Below are 20,888 nucleotides of genomic sequence, written 5' to 3'. Positions count from 1 at the left end.
CAACCTAAAACGCATGCACTGTATAAGTGTACAGTATATGCGTTTTGTGTAAGTTATGCCAAGAATGTATGGCTGATCAATCCATGTTTTTGATCATTTGTTGTGCGGTATCTAAAAAGTCTTTGATTTGTTGAGGGTTTAAGTTTTTACACATTTGATTATTTATTTTCTGCTCTGAGGCTAACAACTTATCAAAAAGAACTTTACCTTGCTCTGTGAGCGATAAAATAAAGCAGCGCTTATCGTGCTCACTTGCCTGTTTACTTATTAAATTTAAGCCAATAAGATCTTTAATTAAACGTGCTATTTGCGCTTTGTCGCGCTGCGTTTTAGTAACAATATCGTTAGCCGTACAGTTATTTACGTTCGCGATAATATGTATGCAGCGTACGTGCATAGCATTAATACCAAGTTCGCCTGCGTTAATTGCTTCACGAATTGTTACACGGTAATTTTGCATTAATTCAAACAGCGTATTTGATAAAGGTGTATTCATAGAACTCTCAATATAGTTGACAAAGTCAATTAACTTGTTGTAGTTGATTTTATCAACCAATGGGGCGTTGTGCAATACCTGCTTTTTATAGCAGGTTGGTATTAAAGTCTAAGTTTTGTAAAACGAGGTAATACATGAGTAAACAAGTTCGCAAAGCCAACGTATTAAGTACACAGCAAATCACACCCCACCTACAGCGTATTGTTGTAGGCTCTGATGATTTTAACGACTTAACCTCACAGTACATTGGTAACTATGTAAAAGTACTATTTCCAAAAAATGGTGAAGTAGATTTTAACTTAAAAACAGCGTGTATGCGATCTTACACAATAAGGCATGTAGATGCACAAACAGGCGCGCTAACGCTTGATTTTGTTATAAATATGCACCAAGGTCCGGCAACTGACTGGGCTAAAACTGCAAAAGTAGGCGACGAGCTAGGCATTGCAGGCCCAGGCCCTAAAAAGCTAGATAATTATGAGCATTCGCATTATGTATTACTAGGCGATTTAACATCGGTAAATGCAATAAAAGGGTATGCGCAGCAATTACCTTTAACTTCAAAAATTGATGCTTTTGTACATGCGCCCACTGAGCAAGACATTATTGATTTAGAAACAAGCCGCGATATTAATTGGCTTGTTACCGACAACGCTGACGAAGCGCTACTTAGCGCACTTCAAAATTTGCACATTACAGCAGAGCTTCCCATTGTATTTATGGCATTGGAGGCTGGGCTTGTACGTAGGGCAAAAACACTGCTAACAGAGCAATTTAATATACCGCGCAGTAATATTGTTTCCTCAGGATATTGGAAAAAAGGCGTGGATTCAGAAGGCTATAAAAAGCAGCGCCAACGTGATGCACAGCTTGCCTGAATACCTTAGAGCAAAATAACATATACCTATTTTGCTTTAATACCTCTGCCTAACTTGAATTGACCTAATAGCAGACCCATTTAAGTGTTTTATGCTAATGATGTAATCCATTATTAGCATGCATTTTTAGGAGCTGCTATTTTGTTAAATTCCATTCCTTTTTCGTTATTAGAACTTGCCCCCATGATCAAAGGGGACAGCGTTACTAACACTCTTCATAAAAGTACTAAATACGCACAACGCGCAGATGAGCTTGGCTTTAACCGCTTTTGGCTTGCTGAGCATCATAATATGCCAGGTATAATTTGTGCGGCCACTTCAATTTTGGTTGGTCACATTGCAGGCAATACTAAAAAGATACGGGTTGGATCGGGCGGTATTATGCTGCCAAACCACTCACCTTTAGTTGTTGCTGAACAATTTGGTACGTTAGAGAGCTTATATCCAGGGCGAATAGATTTAGGGCTAGGGCGTGCACCAGGTAGCGATCCTGTAACAAGTCGTGCACTAAACAACGATATGAGCCGCGCAGAAAACTTTCCAGGTGAAGTAACTGAGCTGCAAACATTGTTAGGTCCTTACAATGGTACGCATCCTATACGTGCTATACCGGGCGAGAACACAAACGTTCCTATTTGGCTATTAGGCTCGAGTTTATTTAGCGCGCAGTTAGCGGCGCAAAAAGGGTTACCGTATGTATTTGCAGGGCATTTTGCACCGCGTTTTGTGCACGAGGCAATAGCGCTGTATAAGCGTGAATTTAAAGCATCAAGCGTACTTGATAAGCCATACGTCATGCTTGCACTGCCTTTAGTAGCAGCAGACACCGACGATGAAGCGCAATACTTGTCGACTACTTCTAAACAACGTGTGCTCGAACTCATACGTGGTAACGAGCTGTGGCTAAAACCACCTGTTGAAAGCATGGATGGGTTGTGGAGCGAACAAGAACGCGCTCATGTAGAGAACTTTTTAAGTCTAAGCGTAGTAGGCGGACATGTAAGTATTAAACACAAGTTAGAGATGATAGCGAAACAACTAGAAGTAGATGAGTTTATATTTACCAATGATGTGTTTGATAGTGAAAAACGCCACCGTGCACTCGAAATTTTAATGGAAATAAAGCATTAGCTCAAAAACTATTAATTTAGATAGTGTAGTTAAGCAAGCGTACACCTTGCCTCTGTTAATGTTGCAGGCATCAATTAAAGAACATTCATTTATACATTGAATTAATTTATGTGATGTCTGCAAAGTTTAAAATCAGTCTTTTTTTAAATAACTAGCTTATAGTAAGTGGATTTAGTAACTATATAGCGTTCTATTTTATCAATCGAACTGATTTAAATAATCAATTTTAAGATATCACTTTTATTTTTTATAATGTATGTATTAAGCCAAACATCATTAAATAAAGGTAGGTTCACCGTGAAGTCTCTAAATAGCGCAACAGCTAATTCAGTTAACAAAACAGCGCAACCAAAAGTTGCACTGATTGCTGAAGGTGGCGGGCAGCGAGGGATCTTCACAGCTGGCGTACTTGATGCGTGGTTAGAGCAAGAATATGACCCATTCGATTTATTCATTGGCACCTCTGCAGGTTCGCAAAACTTAACTAGCTACTTAGCGCGTCAAAAAGGCTATGCCAAACGCCTAATTAGAGGGCTTTCGCGTAACAAACGTTTTTTTCAGCTTGGTCGCGGATTAGTGGGTAAACACATAGTTGATTTAGATTGGTACTTTGACAAAACCACCGAGGTAAAAAGAGCCATAGATTTTAAAACAGCTAAAACGAGTTTAGGCGCGCGTGAGCTACTTATAACAGCCACTAATGCACGAGACAGAAAAGCATATTACCTATCACCTACAGGTGAGAGTGGTCAATGGCGTGATTTGTTAAAGGCTTCTAGCGCACTCCCGTTTTTATACAAACAAGGTGTAAAGTTAACACCTTGGTTAAACGCAGAAGCAGCTAACGAAATACACCTTGCTGAAGAGCAAGTACAGAGCGATTTTTATCTAGACGGCGGTTTAGCCGCTCCATTACCAGTGCGTGAAGCTTACAACCGAGGCGCTCGTAAAATTGTTGTAATAAGAACGGTTGACGCTAATTTTCAAGCGCAATCTGCGTGGGTTCAAAAGCTAAAATCGCTTGCAACTGTATCAGGTTACTGCCCAAAAACTTTAGACTATTTATTACAGCACGAGCAGGCCTATTTGGATGAACTTGAGTTTATTGCAAACCCACCAAGTGATGTGGAAATAATACAAATCTTTGCAGACGAAAAGCTGCATAGCAAATTATTAGGTAGTTCAAATAACGATTTACGTTTTGATCATAAATTAGGCTTAGATGCTGGTCGCTCATACTTAGCAATGCAAAACTTACAGGTTAACAGTAATAACTATTACAGTGCACCTACACAATACAGCTATAACTAATTAAAAATAATTTAAAAATAGCGCATAACTTTATGCGCTATTTTTTTGCCATTCTTAATCCTCGTTACGCCTCATATAAACCTTACTGCATCAAAATAAAAACTATTGCATCTTGCACGCATACGCAAAACAAAACACTGAATATTAAAAAGATATTATTGATTTTTTAACTAATCAATATAAAGTGTAAGTGTGATTTATTATTCACATTTATAGAAATAAAATTCAGCACTAAATGTGCTTACTTACAAATTATTAAACATCAATACACACTTCACTATGGGGTAAAGCCAAACTTAAACACTATTATGTTTAATGCATAATGAGCTGCCGGATTTTTTAAGTTAAGTAGCGCCACATGCAGAGTTTAAAGTCGGTGCTAACATAAAGTAAAAGTATAAAATAAAAAGGGATTAGTAATGTTCGATACCGTCGTCAAAAGTGTAAACAACCTTTTATGGGGAGAAGGTCAGGTACTTATTTATATACTTTTGTTTACAGGTATATGGCTTTCGGTACGACTAAAAGCAATTCAAATACTTAAATTTAAACATATGTTTAGCCTTTTAAAAGGCAGCAGCAAATGTAAAAAAGACGACATTTCATCATTCCAAGCATTGTGTACAGGGCTTTGCGCACGAGTAGGTACTGGTAATTTAGCCGGTGTGGCAGTGGCAATTTCACTTGGCGGCAGCGGCGCTATATTTTGGATGTGGGTAATAGCCATATTGGGTATGGCTACAGGCTTTGCCGAAAGCGTACTTGGGCAAGTATATAAAGTGCGCGATAGTGGCGGCGAATTTAGAGGCGGCCCTGCGTATTATATTCAACAAGGTCTGGGTAGCCGGGCGTTTGCAATTGTGTTTGCCGCGTGTTTGTTTTTAGGTTACGGCTTTACGTTTAGCGCAATGCAAACGAACACAATTACCGACGCGCTTAACTACGCGTTTGAAGTTCCTACATTTTATTCTGGCCTAGTTATTACCGTACTAGCAGGCTCAATTATACTCGGTGGCTTTAAGGCAATTGCCCGATTTGCAGAGCGTGTTGTGCCAATAATGGGCATTGTGTTTGTACTTGCCGCCGTTATTATTACGATTATAAATTTCACGCAAGTACCCGCCATGCTTAAAGATATATTTTTATCGGCGTTTGGTTTACAAGAAGCCGGAGCGGGTGCAATGGGCGCTGCCATTAAAAACGGTATTCAACGTGGTTTATATTCTAATGAAGCCGGTGCAGGTAGTGTTCCGCATGCTTCAGCAAGTGCCAGCCCAATTCCTAATCACCCAGTAACGCAAGGTTACATACAAATGCTAGGCGTATTTTTCGATACAATAGTACTGTGTAGCTGTACCGCTGTGATCATTTTATTAGCCGATATAGACATAAGCGGTGAAATGGAAGGCATTCGTTTAACACAAAGCGCGATGACCGCTCATTTAGCACAAGGTGGTGTTTATTTTGTCGCAGCTGCTATTACCTTATTTGCTTTTACATCGGTGGTGGCAAACTACGCCTATGCAGAGAGTAACTTGCACTTATTTAAGCTCGATAACAAAGTAGGGCGCGGCATTTACACTTTGCTTTATTTATCAATGATGTTGTGGGGCGCGTCGGCCACATTAAAAGAAGTCTGGGATTTAGCCGATATTGCCTTAGGGTTAATGACAGTGGTTAACGTTATCGCTATTATACTGTTAACGCCGACTATTTTGTCTGTTACGAGCGATTACCACGCACAAAGAGACAAAGGTTTAGAGCCCGAATTTAAAGTAAAAGATGTAAAAGTACAGGGCAAATGCGAAGACGGCGTTTGGGATTAATTCACGTACTTTAAGCACACTTAACTATAAAAAGCGGTTTTATGGCAACATAAAGCCGCTTTTCATTTTGCATAAATATTCACTTTCAGTGTTGTAAAATAACTGAAGCAACCAAAATAAAAGGCACAATTTTTTAGATGATCGAGATTCACGCAGGGAAAACAGCGGCTAAAATTATTAACGAACAGGGCTTTAAACCTGAACTTTTCACCTCTTTTTTAGGTGCAAGTGGCGGTCCTAAATGGTTTACATTATTTGGCTTAGATAAATATATTTTTGGTGAATTTTTTAAAAACCGTACCCAACCACTTAATTTAATTGGATCATCTGCTGGCGCTTTTCGCTCTGCGTGTTTTGCACAAAACGATCCTGTTGCTGCGATTGAGCGCTTAGCAAAATCGTATTCGCAAACTCGATATTCAAGTAATAAACCAACACCTAGTGAAATAACAATAAAAGCGCGCGCATTACTTGAAGATGTTTTTGGCGATAACGGCGTAACCGAAATTATAAATAACCCAACATTTAAAGCGCACTTTATAGTAGCAAAATCGAATGGCTTTATTGCCAGCGAAAATAAATTAATACAGTTAATGGGTTTATCAAAAAGTTATATGTTAAACCGCGTTAACCGAAAATTATTAGGATCACAGTATGAGCGCTTTATATTTGGCCCAGCAACAAGTGACTTATCAATTACCGACAGCTACAATTTTAAAACGCAAAACATAGCGCTTACTCAAAATAATTTGAAAGATGCGTTACTTGCATCGGGTTCAATACCACTTGTTATGCAAGGCATAAAAAATATTGCAGGCTCACCTGTTGGCATGTATCGCGATGGTGGAATTATTGATTACCACTTTGATTTAAAAATTAATAATCCAGGACTCATTTTGTATCCGCATTTCAATTCAGAGCCAAAAGCAGGGTGGTTTGATAAAAACCTAAAGCGTAAAGTATCGCCACTTAATTACGACAACGTGGTAATGCTAGCCCCATCCAAAAATTTTGTAGCAAGCTTGCCGTACGGAAAAATTCCAGACAGAAACGATTTTACCGATCTTGATGCAGACACGCGTATTAAATATTGGAATATAGTTTTTAGTGAAACAGAAAGGCTAGCTGAAGCGTTTGATAAAAAGTTAAAAATGTTATTAATTTTTAAAAATAAAATATAGTTTTATTAGTTGCTATAAGAAGTCAGTTAACATAATTAATTTTAATCGTGTTAACAGACTTCTTCTATAACATTTAACCCAAGCTTTTAAAGTCGTAAGAATAGATGTAAATGGTTATTTAGATATCTCTTCAATGTACTCCTGAAGTTTATTTTCAGCATTATCCTTACCAAATAGAATTTGGCAGACTTCATGTAAACCAGGATCTGAAAGAATATCTTCTTTTCTTACAACCAGTGAAATTTTAGAACGTCGACGTAAAAAATCACTGAGTTTAGTTATCATTTCCCGCTCAGCAGCGTGTTCAATTTCCACACGTAAGTACTCCGAATTCTTAATAAGGAGTTCGCCTTTTTCAGGTGCTTCACGAATTTTTTCTAGCATGTTAATCGCATTTCTGCCGTAACGTCTCCAAAACCGCTTACTAAGTACCTCTGTAGATGTTTTAGGTGTTAAACCATCCAAATTCATTAATTTTGCACGATGCATGAACTCATTTTTAACGGTGTCGTCAGGTTCACCGTACCATTTGTAATCTTCATAAGGTAACTTAATACCTAATCCAGTGACTAAATCAGCCACTTCATCGCCTACATTAATACAATCTGTTAGTTTTCCGCCAAAGATAGAAAGATATTTTTGATCACTATTTGTATCTATAGCGTGCTTGCGCGATAATTGCACCCAGTCAGCCTTACCATTACCGTCTTTTTTAATTGCTAATGGTCTAACTCCACAGCGCTCGGCTATAATATCACTTTTTGTAATTGGCTTTTCTAACTCTAATAATTTGTTAGCATTATCAAGCACAAAGTTTCGATCCTCATCAGTCACTTGTGATTGCGGACTATGAACTTGTGTATCGGTTGTACCAATACACGTTTTTGGGCCCATGGGGATCACAAAAAACAACCGACCATCATCTGCAAAAAACGTCAGTACTTTGTTACTGTTAGTTACCTTATCAACAATAAGGTGAATACCTTTTGAAAATACATGGTGATGTGCTGTGGTTTGACTATTTGTATTGTTAATAGGATCAACAAATGGGCCTGCTGCGTTAATAATAACTTTAGAGCGGATAGTAAACTTCTCTTTAGACATCTCGTCTACTGCATTTGTAGTCCAAATATCATTAGAGCGAGTAGAGCCCTGCGAACTTACGTAGTTAGCGGCAATACACCCATGGCTCATACTAGAGCGAATAAAATTGAAAACAAAACGAGCATCGTTATCCAATAAAAAGCTGTCTGAATATTCAAATCCAGCCTCTACATTTTTTGTGTTAATGACTGGCTCTGATGATTTTATTTTTTTTGCATTGAGGTATCTAGGAGATTTAGTAAAAAAACGTCCCATAAACCAATAGAGAATAGTACCTAAATAAACAAAGAATGCCGGAAATCTAAAGCCTTTTTGGATACTTGTAAAAAAGCGAATTTCTTTAACAGTAGAAGGATAGCTACGCATTAAATGGTTTCTACTTTTACAAAGTTTATTAACCAAATTATATTCATGACTTTCTAAATATTTTATGCCACCCCAAGCTAAATTTGATGAGTTTGAACTAGTGAAACCGGCAAAATCACCTTTGTCTATCAAGGCAACTCTAGCGCCCTTAGCGGCTAAAGCGGCAGCAGATACAGCACCGTTAATACCCCCTCCAATAATCAAAACATCATAAATATCTTGGGGAAGTTTTTTAATATTGTTGTCTCTAAGTTGACTCATTTGTTGAATTACCTATTTTAATATCAAGCTATTTAGACCAGCTCAATTAAATTTAAAGTATTAATGTCCTAAACGGTATTTATCGTGCTATCAAAACTTATACTAGGCATGCAGGTAAGTAAGTATACGAGTAATAATAAAAATACTTTCGATATTTTTATTATTTAACTCAAGATTTGTTACCCAACATTTAAGTACTTGACACAAGTAAGCCTTCAAACGAAATCAAAAATTAATTGATCTGATTAACAAGGATGACCAAGCTACTGCAGATAACTATTGTATTTTAAGACTCTGAATAGCTATAACAGTACGAAGTTATTATTTACTTCGGTTTTCTTTTTATTAAAAATAACATTTAATAACGAACATTTGCAAACATTAAAGTACATAAATGAAAATTAGTCTAGCTATATCAAACCCACCGTAAAGCAATAAAAAACTTAGGAGTTTAATTTTTTCCGCTATAGTTTTTTGACACCCCATTAAATCAATAGTTACTACGGCGTTTTGATATCCGATAAATCAAGCAAGGCTGGGCCAGTTGGAGGTATATTGTTAGCTATCTTTATTTTTCTTGATACAACAGCTATTGCCGGCTGAAAAGCGCTTGTTATATCGATTGTATGTCTCTTTGGTTTCTTATTATTAAAGCCACAAATAGTTTTACCATCTATGGCTATAACGCCAACGTTTGTTGCTATATGTGCAGCCTGTGTCCAACGTATAAAATTTTGTTGTAATATCTATCCTATTAAAAGCATGATCATTTTATCTTCTTAAATAACTCTCTACGTTAAAAATTATTAATAGCTGACAGAATAGGGGCAGGAGGGGGAGCAATACAGGAAAATGCAGAGAGCAATTGGAGATAACAACTCTATGTCATAATTTTTCTTTGTTATCGCGCTATTTCCTCAGCGCTATAATAGATCACTAATTTAATACAATAGGTATGACTTTTCAGATGATATAGGTGAATAGTACCATCTATAGTGTTGTGAACTGGAAGACTACTTTCAAATGAGACATATTTTTCAAGCAAATCAATCTCATTATTAGCAACGTATTCAATGTTTTTCATCCATCTTCGGTGCAGATCACACCTACAACGAGAATGAATAAGATAGCATGAAGCTTATATTCGACTTTAGATTGCAGTTGTTCGTCGGATATTATTGAAAAATGTTCATCAAAAATTAATTGTATGGGACTTCTATTTATAAGAAACCTATTCGATCATGCTGTAGCTAAAATGGAAAGCTCATGATTTCCCCATGATGAGGGAAAATCTATTTAACTGTTATGTTAAGCTTTTACCGAGCGATATGCAGTTCGACATCGTGCTCATTGAGTAAAGTAAGTATACTTTCGGGTGGCTGAGCATCGGTAATAAAGTTATCTGCCTGTGAGATATTACCTAATTTTACCATCGCATACCGACCGAATTTAGAGTGATCTGCAGCAAGTAAAACTTTACGTGAATTTTCAATGATTGCCTGGGCTACGCGCACTTCACGATAGTCAAAATCAAGTAACGCACCATTTTCTTCTATGCCACTAATACCTATAATGCCAAAATCCATACGAAATTGTTTAATAAAATCCTCTGTGGTCTCACCAATAATCCCGCCATCTCTGTGCCTAACTTCTCCACCTGCGATAAGTACAGAAAAATCTTTCTTAACACCTAATATAGCCGCAACATTAAGATTATTAGTTACAACTTTCAAATTTTCATGACCAAGAAGTGCTTTCGCGATTGTTTCTGTTGTAGTGCCTATGTTTATAAATAAGGAAGAGCCATTAGGTATCATACTAACTACATGCTGTGCTATTTTTTGTTTAGCTTCTAAGTCCATGATTTTTCTAGTTTGATATGCTGTATTCTGAATGCTTGAAATGGCACTAGCGCCGCCATGATGACGTCTCAATTTATTTAAATTAGCAAGATAAGCCAGATCTCGTCTTATTGTTTGTGGTGTAACTTCATAATGACTTACTAGTACTTCAATAGAAATTGAATCTCTTTCTTTTAATAATTTTAGTATGGATTCGTGTCTTTGGTCTTGAGTCATTTTTTTCGCATTTTAAATTTAGTTAATAGTAAATTATAGGTTAAGAGCTAACAAATGAAAATCACATATAAATAATTATATATTAAAGTTGTATTTTTGTTGTATGTAGCAATTAATCCATGTAATAGTACAAAAACGAAAATAACCGAAAGTAAAAGTGAAAAAATAATGAATAACTATATCCTTTCAATTGATCAAGGTACGACAAGTTCTAGAAGTGTGCTATTTGATTTAAATGGTAATATTGCATACCTAGAACAACAAGAATTTGACCAGCACTTTCCAAAAGATGGTTATGTAGAACATAAACCAGAAGATATTTGGGCTTCTGTACAGCAAACAATGACAGCTGTAATGAAACACCTAGACCCTCAACACGATAAGGTTATTGCCATTGGTATTACTAACCAACGTGAAACGACAATAGTATGGGATAAAATTACTGGTGAGCCCGTTTATAACGCGATTGTATGGCAAGATAGACGTACGTCAGAGTTATGTAATGATTTAAGGGCCGCAGAAAAAGAAGAGTTAATTAGAAAAAAAACCGGCCTTTTAATAGACCCATATTTTTCTGCAACTAAAATAAATTGGATTTTAGAAAATTGTCCCGATGCTAGAGAAAAAGCAGAAAAAGGCGATTTAATCTTCGGTACTGTCGACACTTATTTATTGTGGAAATTGACAGGCGGAAAAGAGCACCGCACAGACGCAACGAATGCTTCGCGAACTATGCTCTTTAATATTCATACCCAAGAATGGGACGTGGAATTACTTGAACTTCTGAATGTGCCAATAGAGATGTTACCAGAAGTAATGGATTCATCAGATGATTTTGGTGTAACAGATGAACGCTATTTAGGTTACGAAGTACCTATTCTTGCAATGGCAGGAGACCAACAGGCAGCGTTATTTGGGCAAACTTGTTTTCAACCAGGAATGGCTAAAAGTACCTATGGTACAGGATGCTTTATGATGGTTAACACTGGCGATAAAGTACTTGAATCTGAAAATAGACTTCTCAGTACAGTAGCTTATAGATTAAATGGGAAACCAACTTATGCGCTAGAGGGGAGTATTTTTATTGCAGGTGCTGCAATTCAATGGCTTAGAGACGGTCTACAATTAATCCAAAAAGCTGAAGAAACAGAGTCACTTGCATGCAATACCTCACTAGATCACGGTATATATATGGTACCCGCTTTTACAGGATTAGGTGCTCCTTATTGGGATTCTAATGCGCGAGGTGCAATTTTTGGCTTAACCCGAGATACGGGTATAAAAGAGATCGTAACAGCTGGATTACAATCAGTTTGTTTTCAAACTAAAGACCTTCAAAAGTCAATGGAAGCTGATGGCGTAAGACCACAGGTACTAAGAGTTGATGGCGGTATGGTAATAAATGGCTGGCTTATGCAATTTTTGTCTGATGTTTTAGGAGCCGAAGTTGACCGTTCGACCATAAGTGAAACTACTGCTTTGGGTGTAGCTTACTTAGCAGGTTTAAAAGCGGGTGTATTCCCATCACTTGAATCATTAGCGACTAACTGGAATTGCGATAAACGATTTGTTCCTAACATGACTAAATCAAAACGTGATGAATTATATGCCGGATGGTGTAATGCGGTAAAAAAAGTACAAAGCGAATAATAAGCCGCTTAACTATAAAACCATAGCAACATATCTATTAAGGTTTATTAGTGGAGACTATTTTTATGATACCACTACATACTCCAAGCGTAAAAATAAATAAGTTGATACTTATCTTATGGTAATTTTCAGCTGTAAAAAAGTTTCAAAATATTCATGGTTTATACTTATGCAATAGATATCATTATTGAGGGTGGTTTTATGTTTATAATTAATAAGGAATATTAAAATGTCACCTTTCTTAGCTGAAATACTAGGAACTGCACTGCTTATTTTAATTGGGGGCGGGGTTGTAGCCAATGACATACTAAAGAAAACACTAGGCCATGGCGGCGGTTGGATGACGATTACCACTGCTTGGGGACTTGGTGTTTTTATCGGCGTGGTTGTTGCCGGTCCCTATAGTGGAGCACACCTTAACCCTGCAGTAACAATAGGCTTAGCCGTAGCTGGATCATTTCCATGGTCCGAAGTTCCAAGTTATATTTTAGCGGAATTTATTGGCGCGATGGTTGGCGCTTCGTTAGTTTATGCAGTTTATAAAGATCATTTCGATGCCACTGACGATCCCACCTTAAAACGAGCTGTTTTCTGTACATCTCCAGCTATACCAAATACGTTTAGAAATATACTTAGTGAAATAATAGGGACCTTCGTTTTATTAATTTGTGTTTTTTACTTCTCTTCAGCTGAAATTGACGATGGCTCTGGCGTAAAAATAGGCTTAGGTTCAATAGGCGCTATACCTGTTGCTTTTGTTGTTTGGGGTATTGGACTTTCTCTGGGTGGGACTACTGGATATGCAATAAATCCAGCTCGAGATTTAGGCCCGCGAATTGTACATTCTTTATTACCAATAAAAGGTAAAATTGATAGTAACTGGGGTTACTCATGGATCCCGGTAGTTGGTCCAATAATAGGGAGTGTTTTAGCAGCTTTATTATATATATTAGTTAAATAATTGAAATATAGTTATTTAATTTTACTAAAAAATGATTATACACAGACTACTTTTCTGAACACACAAAAGAAAAATATAATTTATATAAGCAATATAGTTAAATAAAAAAGGGCGTGTAGCCCTTTTTTATTTAAAGCTAAGGCTATTACCAATACAAAAATATAAATAAAAAAGTATAAAAAATTTATATATCGCGACGGCGGAATTATCGATTACCACTTTGACTTAAAAATTAATAACCCAGGACTTATTTTATATCCGCATTTTAATAGTGAGCCAAAAGCAGGGTGGTTCGATAAAAATTTAAAACGTAAAGTATCACCACTTAATTACGATAATGTGGTAATGATCACTCCATCAAAAGAATTTATAGTAAGCTTACCTTACGGAAAAATCCCAGACAGAAACGACTTTACCGATCTTGATGCAGATACACGCATTAAATATTGGAATACCGTTTTTAGTGAGACTGAAAAGTTGGCTGAGGCGTTTGATGAAAAATTAAATAATGAAAGTTTCGATTCAAAGCCATATTAGTAATTTAATAGCTGACTATTGTAAAGTTAATATAATAGTTAGAGGCATAATAAATCTATAAATAGATATATTTATAGATAAAAAGGTAATCATATAATAAAGTTACGGTAATATTAAAAGTGAAAACAATTCATGGACTTGAAACATAAAAAATTATTTTATATATGAATCAAAAATAGGGAATAAGATGGAATCAACACATAAGATTACTAGTATAGAAAAATTTAATAAAATTAGATTAGAGTTTATATTTAAGAATAGTAAAAATAAAATTTTTAACTTTAGAAAAAAAAATCATCTAGTACAAGGTGAACCTTTTGAGTACGGCTTCAAAATAACAAACATAGGAGATGAGTTGTTCTCTGGAGCTCTTCTAAGCAAATTTAAAATTACTCTTTGTTCAATGAACATGGTTGTAAGCTCAAATAAAAAGCCCAATATTAAACAGCTAAATCCTAATGAAAGTACAGAGATCTATTTTGACGTAGTTACAATGGCTATCTCTGGTCCAATATGGATAGAAGCTGAGTTTGAAGCAAAGGATAAAGAAGTAACCATTTATACATATCAATATGATGTAAATCATAAAAATGATGAGAAATATGACGTTCCTAATAAGTGGGCAATGAATGATTTTGTCCAAGGAAGACTTGAATTATTACAAACAAATACTAATATACAGATTTTAATTTTAACAATAATCACTGTTCTTGAAGCTATTTTTGGGCTTGAGAATATTATAAAAAAAACATTTAGTATTCTAGGTTGTATTTTTAAAGGCATATCAGATTTTTTCTTATATCTATCATGATGTAGGGCTTCACCTACAAAGGCTTAACTTTCTGTCCTTTCAGATATTTCACCAATAATAAGAAGTAATTGATCCTGTAAATCAAGTAAATATAAATCTTGGGTTTTATGGTTTTTACTTAAGAGTTTTGTACATAGATTGGATTTTCTAGCAGACCATTTCTAGCGTTGTACTAACTGAACATGAACATCAGAGGGTTTTACCTTTCCCCAAAGGTAGACATTGTTTGTGTAATAGCTATTGCCCATAAATTCATAAACTTTATGTTGAGAAAACGCCCCGCCAAAATATTTAAATGGCGGGGCGTTTGTGGTTTTTCGTGTGCAAAATAGCGTAAGCGCACACGAATTGCAGCAAAAGCCTTTTTAAGCGTAGCGGCTGCAACCCGTAACATAATGTGATTTATGGGGAGTGCAAATAACCATACTAATAGTAAGGTTACGTAATAATTAAAATCAATTATTACGTACCACTGGAGACTTGATGATAGGAACCTATGAAGCTTTGCTTCATGAAAGGCCACACACAGAATTAATATAAAGACCATTAGATAAATGGCCGCATCCAATAACCCAGTCCCGCTTAGAAAAATATCCTAGCGCAACGCGCCCTTTGATAAACTTCTCTTTTTTTAATCTAGTTAATTTAACAAGGAGGGACCCGCATAGCGGGAGGAGCTTTGTTAAATTAACTGTGCTCAAAAAAAACCCCGTAACTGTATTACGGGGTATAACTCCTATCTAAACCTATGCTCTCAGCTTCAATTTAACATTTTACTATTTCTTTTTAGCTAATTTTAGATAGTCACTTTCGCTTATTGATTCTAAACCTTTGTTAATTAGTATTCTTAGAATTTCCGTATCCTTCAAAGACTTTTGAGTCGCAACCACTGCTTTTACATGTTCCTTTTCCACTTTTCGCCATGTTACGTCGTCTATATGTTTTGTAGGCATTACACGTTCCTGTTTCTAAAGTTATCATTAATTATAAACTGATAAACTTATAAATGTTGACAATTAGATTCTAAGAAACTAATCTACGCTCATTAAATAAATTCTTAGAAACTTAGAAATGAAAATATATTTCGAAAATAACAAGCAAGCGGGGGTTCAAGTCACTTACGATTTGAATGGTGCTCGCGTGTATGATTATTTTGATAATATGTTTCAATTCCGCGCTTGGGTTTCACATGAGCATGATTGCAGAACAGTAGAAATTACTGATTCAAATTATCGCCAGTTAGTAGCTGATGGGGTGATTTGATGCATTACAAATATTCAGACACTGCTCAAAACCTTATTGACAATCGCATTAAGCGTTTTAAAAAGCATGAATCAAATCAAACAATAATAGACCATTTGTCTTTTAGTTTTCCTCTTGCTGATTTACGCCATTGTAAACGCGCTGGTTCTATTGGCTCTACCGTAGATACTCAAACGCTTTTCCCAGTAGTACCAAATATTAAAGAAGAATTTAACACCGAGGGTTTAACACCTGAACAACTTCTTAAAAGCTTAGAAACTCAAAAGCAACGTATTAATGAAAGAATGTCTGATTTTTATATCAATACATTGCGTGTATTTAGCCGCTATGTTTTAGGTTTTGAGCTATCAGTACCAAGAGATAAAGGGTTTCACGGGTATCATAATTCTATGAACTTAGTTACAAGTGAAGGCACTCAAATTGGTTTTGTCGGTATTGGTGGTCAGCGCGATACGGTTTACTTTCAAATTTCTGGCGAAGGTTGCAAACACTTATGGTCACACACCACCCCATTTATTTTACATCACTGGCTATCTAAGGTTTTAAGCATTAGCTCACTTTCGCGCATTGATATTGCTCGCGATTGTTTTGATAACGTTTTTAACTGTAAGGCCGCTGAACTAAATTTCTTTCAAAAAGCATTTGCTCGTAAAAAAGGCGGTCCAAACCCAACTATGTCACCTCGCCATTCATTCACTATTGATGGCAAGTTTGATGTTGAAATGACTACAGTTGGTAAACGTACAAGTCCTGTTTACTGGCGCATATATGACAAAAAATTAGAGCAGGGCATAGATGATGAATCATTAGTTTGGTATCGCAACGAGGTCGAATTAAAAAAATGGTCTATTGATTGTTTGCTAGACCCTGATTCTACTTTTGCGGGTATTTGTGATTTTTCACAGCAAATGATTAATACCGATGGTGTTCAAACATCCAGTTCAGCAAAAGTATCAAAAGCCGGTACTGATTTAGCAAGCCGTGTTAAATGGGTTAGGCGTATGTGCGGAAAAGCTTTAGCTGACATTTTAGAAATTACTGAAGGGGATATGCAAACTGTTTTAGGTTTGTTAGTTCCTGACAAATACGTAACTGGAAAGTCTTTAGACGTTCCCAATATTTATAAACATATTTTAACTGAACAATTAAGGAGTCATTAAAATGGCTATTGTTATCGCGGGTATTTCAATTACTAGCTTTCCTGAGTCAAAGAACCCAGACGTTGAGCGAGCAATTATCGAAGTTCTTTATCCTTTGGATAATGTTGATTCACCAAAATATAAACGTAAGGCCGCTGGTAAAACTACTAGTACACCTTTCGGTAAAGAGCCAATAGCAATAAATACTGCTTATGCTCATGTGTTAATTGATAATCAAGCGTTTGTTTCTGATAAAGCTTACGACCTTAAATTTTCATTTAACGACCAAACTTTTGATAACGAAGTGGTTGAACTTATTCCAGTTGACCATGAAGTTAAAAAGCATTTTAAAGAATCGCTGGGCGGTTAATCATGCAATGTATTTATTTGAATGCCGACGGCACTATATTGCCAACAACACAAACTTTGGAAGAGTGCACCGGTTACGTACTTGTTCCAAGTTCTGATGCTGATGCATATATCAAAAGCATTCAAATAACGGCTCTCGATATTGGGGAGTCATTCACTTGGGGCTTTGGCCTTATTATATTTTTCGGGTTTCTATCTTACAAAGTTAAGGTTGCTCGAATGGTTATTAGTAAACTTTAGGAATAATAAAATGACTGATATTTTTGCTGCTGTAGATATGGCTGGTGTTGCAACTTTCGTTGGCGCTACTGGTGTTTTAATCGTTGGTGTAGCTCTTGCTTATAAAGGCATTTCACTAGCAAAACGCGCTGTTTCAAAAGCGTAAAAAAGGATCTAATTATGGGCGGCCTTATTGTCGCCCTTATCTACACCATTTGCGGTTTGATAGGGGCAATAGCTGGTTTTATAGTTTGTAAAAATTTCGGTTGGGGATAACAGCCAGTGAAATATTTAATTTTAATAATTGCGCTTATAAGCGCTTTTTTTGTTTCTGCTGATGATTCAATTTACGATATTTATGATTTGAATTCTTTGCTTTCACCAGAAACAGACCCTAAAACTCAATGTTCTTATCAAAGTAAATCTTACAACGTTAAAATCGCTGAGGATGCAAGTTCTTGCGTCTCATGGGCTGCTGAAATCTACAAAAGCGATTATTCAAAGTGTGGTTTTGAGCTTGGCAATATACAACAACAAGACTCTTCTATTATTCAGCAAGTTGTTTTTTGGAAAACTGCTGACGGTGCTGGCAGTTGTATTTATAAACAACAAAGCTCAATTACAGTTAATTTACTTCCAATAGCAGGCGAACCAAGTTGTCCTCCTGAAAATGCTCCACTACATGAACATATGATTACTTATCCTCAAGGTTCAGACACTAAATTTTGTGCAAAGTTAAAGGATGAAATAGACCCTGATTGTCCAGAACCTACCAGTTCTGACCCTTATGTTTTTGGTGTTGGTAATTCTTCTGGTTCAGTTTGCTATCCTTCTGATGATGGTCGCCAATGTGAAATAAAAACAGATGAAAATGGGGGCTATTATTTACCAGTTTCTTTTGCTTCTTCAGAGCCTGTTGCATGTGTTCCAGACCCTGAAGAACCTGAAGAACCTGAAGAACCTGAAGAACCTGAAGAACCTGAAAACCCTGATGACCCGGATAAAACTCCTGACCCAGATGAACCTTCAGACCCTAAAGAGGGTGATGATTCAGATAAAAATAACGATTTAGATGCTTTAAATCAGGTAAATGATAATTTAAAAATTATTAACGATAGCATTAATCGTGAAGAAGAATCCCATAGAGAAAGGTTAGACCGAATAGCTAAAGAGATTCAGGGTTCAAATGAATTACTTTCATCTGTTAAAGAAAATACATTAAATACATATAAAGGAACATTAAAAACAGAGGAAGTAATCAGAGACCAAATAAAAGAAGTCGTTAAGGTTAAAGAAGAAGTTGAAGGCGTAAAAACTGCAACTGAAGGCGTAAAAACTGCAACTGAAGGCGTTAAAACTTCAACGGAACGTGTTAGGACTGAAGTTGTAAAAAGTAATGACCTACAAGCTGAAATTTTAGATGAATTAAAGAAACAAAATGATACTACTGTTGAATCTACTTTTGACCCTACTAAATCACAAAGTTTTTACGAGTCAGAATATGAAGAAGGTTTTGAAGGTGTTTGGAATGAAAAAAGTCTTGAATTTGAACAAACAGAAACTTTTAAGTTTTTAGACCAATTTAAGTTTAACTCTGGAGGCCAACCACCAAACACACAAATTTGTTTTAACCTTGGTTCAAGTATGAATTTTGGTTGTGCTGATTTGCCTACTCCTAGTACGCAACTCTTAGCAATATTAAAGATTTTCATTTTAATCACTGCGGCTTTCTTATGTCGTGCTTTAATTTTTGGAGGTTAATATGTTGGATTGGTTTGCTAATACATGGAACGAATTAAAGACTTTTCTTTACAGTTTGGTTCTCACTGTTCAGGACATAATGAAAGATATAGGCATTTTCTTTTTTGAAAGTTTTATGGATATTTCGTTACTTGCAATAGACGGTCTAGATAGTTTTTTTGCAGGTTTAGACGTAGCAAGTCATATAAACGGACTACCTTCAGGGGTCACCTATTACGCATCGGCCCTTGGATTATCTCAAGCCATGGGGATGATAATTATAGCTATAACAATAAGAATGCTATTACAGCTAATTCCATTTGTTAGATTAGGGAGCTAAAAAATGATACACGGCATTTCAGGAAAAACTGGCGGCGGCAAAAGTTATGAAGCGGTAGTAAGGCACATAATCCCTACGGTTACTGAGCATAAACGAAAAGTTGTAACGAATTTACCTTTAAATGTCGATCACTTCTGTTCAGTTTACGGTGAATATTGCCGTGAACTGATAGAAGTAGTTGATGGTGAATTTCATAATTATGGTGGTGAAAGACCATTTTCTAAGAAAGAACATTATTTACAGTATCAGGACTGGAAGAATGAGGACGGCAATAGAGTCTATTTTTTTATAGATGAATGCCATTTAGCATTGGGCGCTGGTAATTGTAATAAAGAGGTGAAAGAGTTTTACAGTATGCACCGTCACTACGGTTTTGACATAATGCTAATTACTCAAGAGTTCAGAAAAGTTGAAAGGGATATTCGCGAATTAGTTGGTAATCATTACAGAGCTATAAAAAAGTCTTTTGCTGGTCAAGATGATAAGTATGTACTCAAGGTTCATGATGGGCATTCAAAAACAAATACAACTGTTGTTGCTACTCATGAAAGGGAATATGAGAAAAAATATTTTAAATTTTATCAGTCTCATACTAAGAGTGACCAATCTATTAAAGAGGCTGCACCATCTGATGTAAAAAAATGGTACGACAACTGGTTTATTAAAGGTTCTATAGTTTTTTTCGTTGTAGCTGGTTTTTTACTTTTTTTAGGATTTCAAAAGCAATCTGATAAAGCAAAAGCTAAAGAACTGACGAACGCGTCACCAGTTGAAGCGCAATTTTCAAATTCACCTAATGGCCATAATGCTAACCAACTTCAAAATCAGTTGCCGCCTGAACTTTTAGCTCAACAAGAAAAGGCTAAAAGAATTATTGAGGAACAAGAAGCGCAAGAATTGGCAAATAAGAAAAAGCACCCGTTTAGCAAGGTAGCTTTACATATTTCAGGCTGGGCTGAGTATACAGATAGAAAAAAGATAGTTAAAAATTATTATCTGGCTGCTTCACAAAATGGGCAATACATTTTTGATTTATCTTTAAGGGATCTTATTCTCGCTGGGTATACCGTAATTGTTAAATCTTCATGTGTAATAGAAATTGCTTATAATAGCTATCATGATTTCATTACATGTGATTCTCCAAAAGTAGGTGTTTTTGATGAGGCGCCTGGTCGAGATGAAATAACTGAGTGATAATTAACTTCTTTTATTAACAACCCATAAATT

The 20,888-nt window shown here is 36.1% G+C and carries 20 protein-coding genes and 1 pseudogene; 17 read left to right on the top strand and 4 right to left on the bottom strand.

Annotated features, from left to right (window positions below; translation table 11 throughout):
- Positions 1-76: 76 nt before the first annotated feature.
- Positions 77-496, bottom strand: a complete 420-nt coding sequence (locus tag L659_RS0114680; protein ID WP_024591031.1) for a MarR family winged helix-turn-helix transcriptional regulator — start codon at positions 494-496, stop codon at positions 77-79.
- 134 nt (positions 497-630) lie between these two features.
- On the opposite strand from L659_RS0114680, the gene L659_RS0114675 reads away from it, so the two are divergent.
- From L659_RS0114675 to L659_RS0114655, 5 genes are all read left to right on the top strand, one after another.
- Complete coding sequence (locus L659_RS0114675) at positions 631-1,374, top strand: siderophore-interacting protein (protein WP_024591030.1); 744 nt, start codon at positions 631-633, stop codon at positions 1,372-1,374.
- Positions 1,375-1,515: 141 nt separating this feature from the next.
- Entirely contained in the window at positions 1,516-2,505 is a 990-nt protein-coding gene (locus L659_RS0114670) for an LLM class flavin-dependent oxidoreductase (RefSeq protein ID WP_024591029.1), read from the top strand.
- 297 nt (positions 2,506-2,802) lie between these two features.
- The gene (locus tag L659_RS0114665) at positions 2,803-3,816 is read left to right on the top strand and encodes a patatin-like phospholipase family protein (protein ID WP_024591028.1); all 1,014 of its coding nucleotides are present in this window, start codon (positions 2,803-2,805) and stop codon (positions 3,814-3,816) included.
- A gap of 419 nt (positions 3,817-4,235) precedes the next feature.
- A complete protein-coding gene (locus tag L659_RS0114660; protein WP_024591027.1) occupies positions 4,236-5,642 on the top strand; it encodes an alanine/glycine:cation symporter family protein in 1,407 nt (468 codons plus the stop codon).
- 137 nt (positions 5,643-5,779) lie between these two features.
- Complete coding sequence (locus L659_RS0114655; protein ID WP_024591026.1) at positions 5,780-6,823, top strand: patatin-like phospholipase family protein; 1,044 nt, start codon at positions 5,780-5,782, stop codon at positions 6,821-6,823.
- 114 nt (positions 6,824-6,937) lie between these two features.
- Here L659_RS0114655 and L659_RS0114650 read toward each other — a convergent pair whose 3' ends face one another.
- Both L659_RS0114650 and L659_RS0114645 read right to left on the bottom strand, forming a co-directional pair.
- Entirely contained in the window at positions 6,938-8,554 is a 1,617-nt protein-coding gene (locus L659_RS0114650) for a glycerol-3-phosphate dehydrogenase/oxidase (RefSeq protein WP_024591025.1), read from the bottom strand.
- Between the two features lie 1,316 nt (positions 8,555-9,870).
- Positions 9,871-10,632 carry a DeoR/GlpR family transcriptional regulator gene (locus tag L659_RS0114645; protein ID WP_024591024.1) on the bottom strand — a complete coding sequence of 254 codons (762 nt, stop codon included), beginning with the start codon at positions 10,630-10,632 and terminating at the stop codon, positions 9,871-9,873.
- A 168-nt stretch (positions 10,633-10,800) separates the two neighbouring features.
- On the opposite strand from L659_RS0114645, the gene glpK reads away from it, so the two are divergent.
- From glpK to L659_RS0114625, 4 genes and pseudogenes are all read left to right on the top strand, one after another.
- The gene (glpK, locus tag L659_RS0114640; RefSeq protein ID WP_024591023.1) at positions 10,801-12,282 is read left to right on the top strand and encodes a glycerol kinase GlpK; all 1,482 of its coding nucleotides are present in this window, start codon (positions 10,801-10,803) and stop codon (positions 12,280-12,282) included.
- Positions 12,283-12,511: 229 nt separating this feature from the next.
- On the top strand, positions 12,512-13,243 hold the full coding sequence (locus L659_RS0114635) for an MIP/aquaporin family protein (RefSeq protein WP_024591022.1): 732 nt from the start codon (positions 12,512-12,514) through the stop codon (positions 13,241-13,243).
- A gap of 186 nt (positions 13,244-13,429) precedes the next feature.
- A pseudogene (locus tag L659_RS1000000123495) lies at positions 13,430-13,780 on the top strand (patatin-like phospholipase family protein); the annotation flags it as partial.
- A 187-nt stretch (positions 13,781-13,967) separates the two neighbouring features.
- Entirely contained in the window at positions 13,968-14,591 is a 624-nt protein-coding gene (locus L659_RS0114625; protein ID WP_024591020.1) for a hypothetical protein, read from the top strand.
- A gap of 776 nt (positions 14,592-15,367) precedes the next feature.
- On the opposite strand, the gene L659_RS1000000123800 is transcribed toward L659_RS0114625, so the two are convergent.
- Positions 15,368-15,544 carry a hypothetical protein gene (locus L659_RS1000000123800; protein ID WP_024590805.1) on the bottom strand — a complete coding sequence of 59 codons (177 nt, stop codon included), beginning with the start codon at positions 15,542-15,544 and terminating at the stop codon, positions 15,368-15,370.
- Positions 15,545-15,662: 118 nt separating this feature from the next.
- On the opposite strand from L659_RS1000000123800, the gene L659_RS0114610 reads away from it, so the two are divergent.
- The 8 genes from L659_RS0114610 (at position 15,663) to L659_RS0114575 (ending at position 20,855) form a co-directional block, all read left to right on the top strand.
- Positions 15,663-15,854: a hypothetical protein gene (locus L659_RS0114610; protein ID WP_024590804.1), complete on the top strand. Its 192-nt coding sequence runs from the start codon at positions 15,663-15,665 to the stop codon at positions 15,852-15,854.
- Positions 15,854-17,014 (top strand): replication initiation factor domain-containing protein, encoded by a 1,161-nt coding sequence (locus L659_RS0114605; RefSeq protein ID WP_024590803.1) that lies wholly within the window; start codon positions 15,854-15,856, stop codon positions 17,012-17,014. The genes L659_RS0114610 and L659_RS0114605 overlap by 1 nt, the downstream gene beginning before the upstream one ends.
- A gap of 1 nt (position 17,015) precedes the next feature.
- The gene (locus L659_RS0114600) at positions 17,016-17,363 is read left to right on the top strand and encodes a DUF1293 family protein (protein ID WP_024590802.1); all 348 of its coding nucleotides are present in this window, start codon (positions 17,016-17,018) and stop codon (positions 17,361-17,363) included.
- A 2-nt stretch (positions 17,364-17,365) separates the two neighbouring features.
- Positions 17,366-17,602 carry a hypothetical protein gene (locus L659_RS0114595; protein ID WP_024590801.1) on the top strand — a complete coding sequence of 79 codons (237 nt, stop codon included), beginning with the start codon at positions 17,366-17,368 and terminating at the stop codon, positions 17,600-17,602.
- Positions 17,603-17,612: 10 nt separating this feature from the next.
- The gene (locus tag L659_RS1000000124055) at positions 17,613-17,747 is read left to right on the top strand and encodes a membrane protein (RefSeq protein ID WP_024590800.1); all 135 of its coding nucleotides are present in this window, start codon (positions 17,613-17,615) and stop codon (positions 17,745-17,747) included.
- A gap of 116 nt (positions 17,748-17,863) precedes the next feature.
- Entirely contained in the window at positions 17,864-19,342 is a 1,479-nt protein-coding gene (locus L659_RS0114585; RefSeq protein ID WP_024590799.1) for a hypothetical protein, read from the top strand.
- A 1-nt stretch (position 19,343) separates the two neighbouring features.
- Positions 19,344-19,661, top strand: a complete 318-nt coding sequence (locus L659_RS0114580; protein WP_032827041.1) for a DUF2523 family protein — start codon at positions 19,344-19,346, stop codon at positions 19,659-19,661.
- Between the two features lie 3 nt (positions 19,662-19,664).
- Positions 19,665-20,855 (top strand): zonular occludens toxin domain-containing protein, encoded by a 1,191-nt coding sequence (locus L659_RS0114575; protein ID WP_024590797.1) that lies wholly within the window; start codon positions 19,665-19,667, stop codon positions 20,853-20,855.
- Positions 20,856-20,888: the final 33 nt, after the last annotated feature.

This window comes from Pseudoalteromonas sp. S8-8 (assembly GCF_000497875.1).
GTDB classification, from domain to species: domain Bacteria; phylum Pseudomonadota; class Gammaproteobacteria; order Enterobacterales; family Alteromonadaceae; genus Pseudoalteromonas; species Pseudoalteromonas arctica.
Note: the sequence above shows the minus strand (reverse complement) of the source record. Positions and strands in the feature narration are given on the sequence as shown.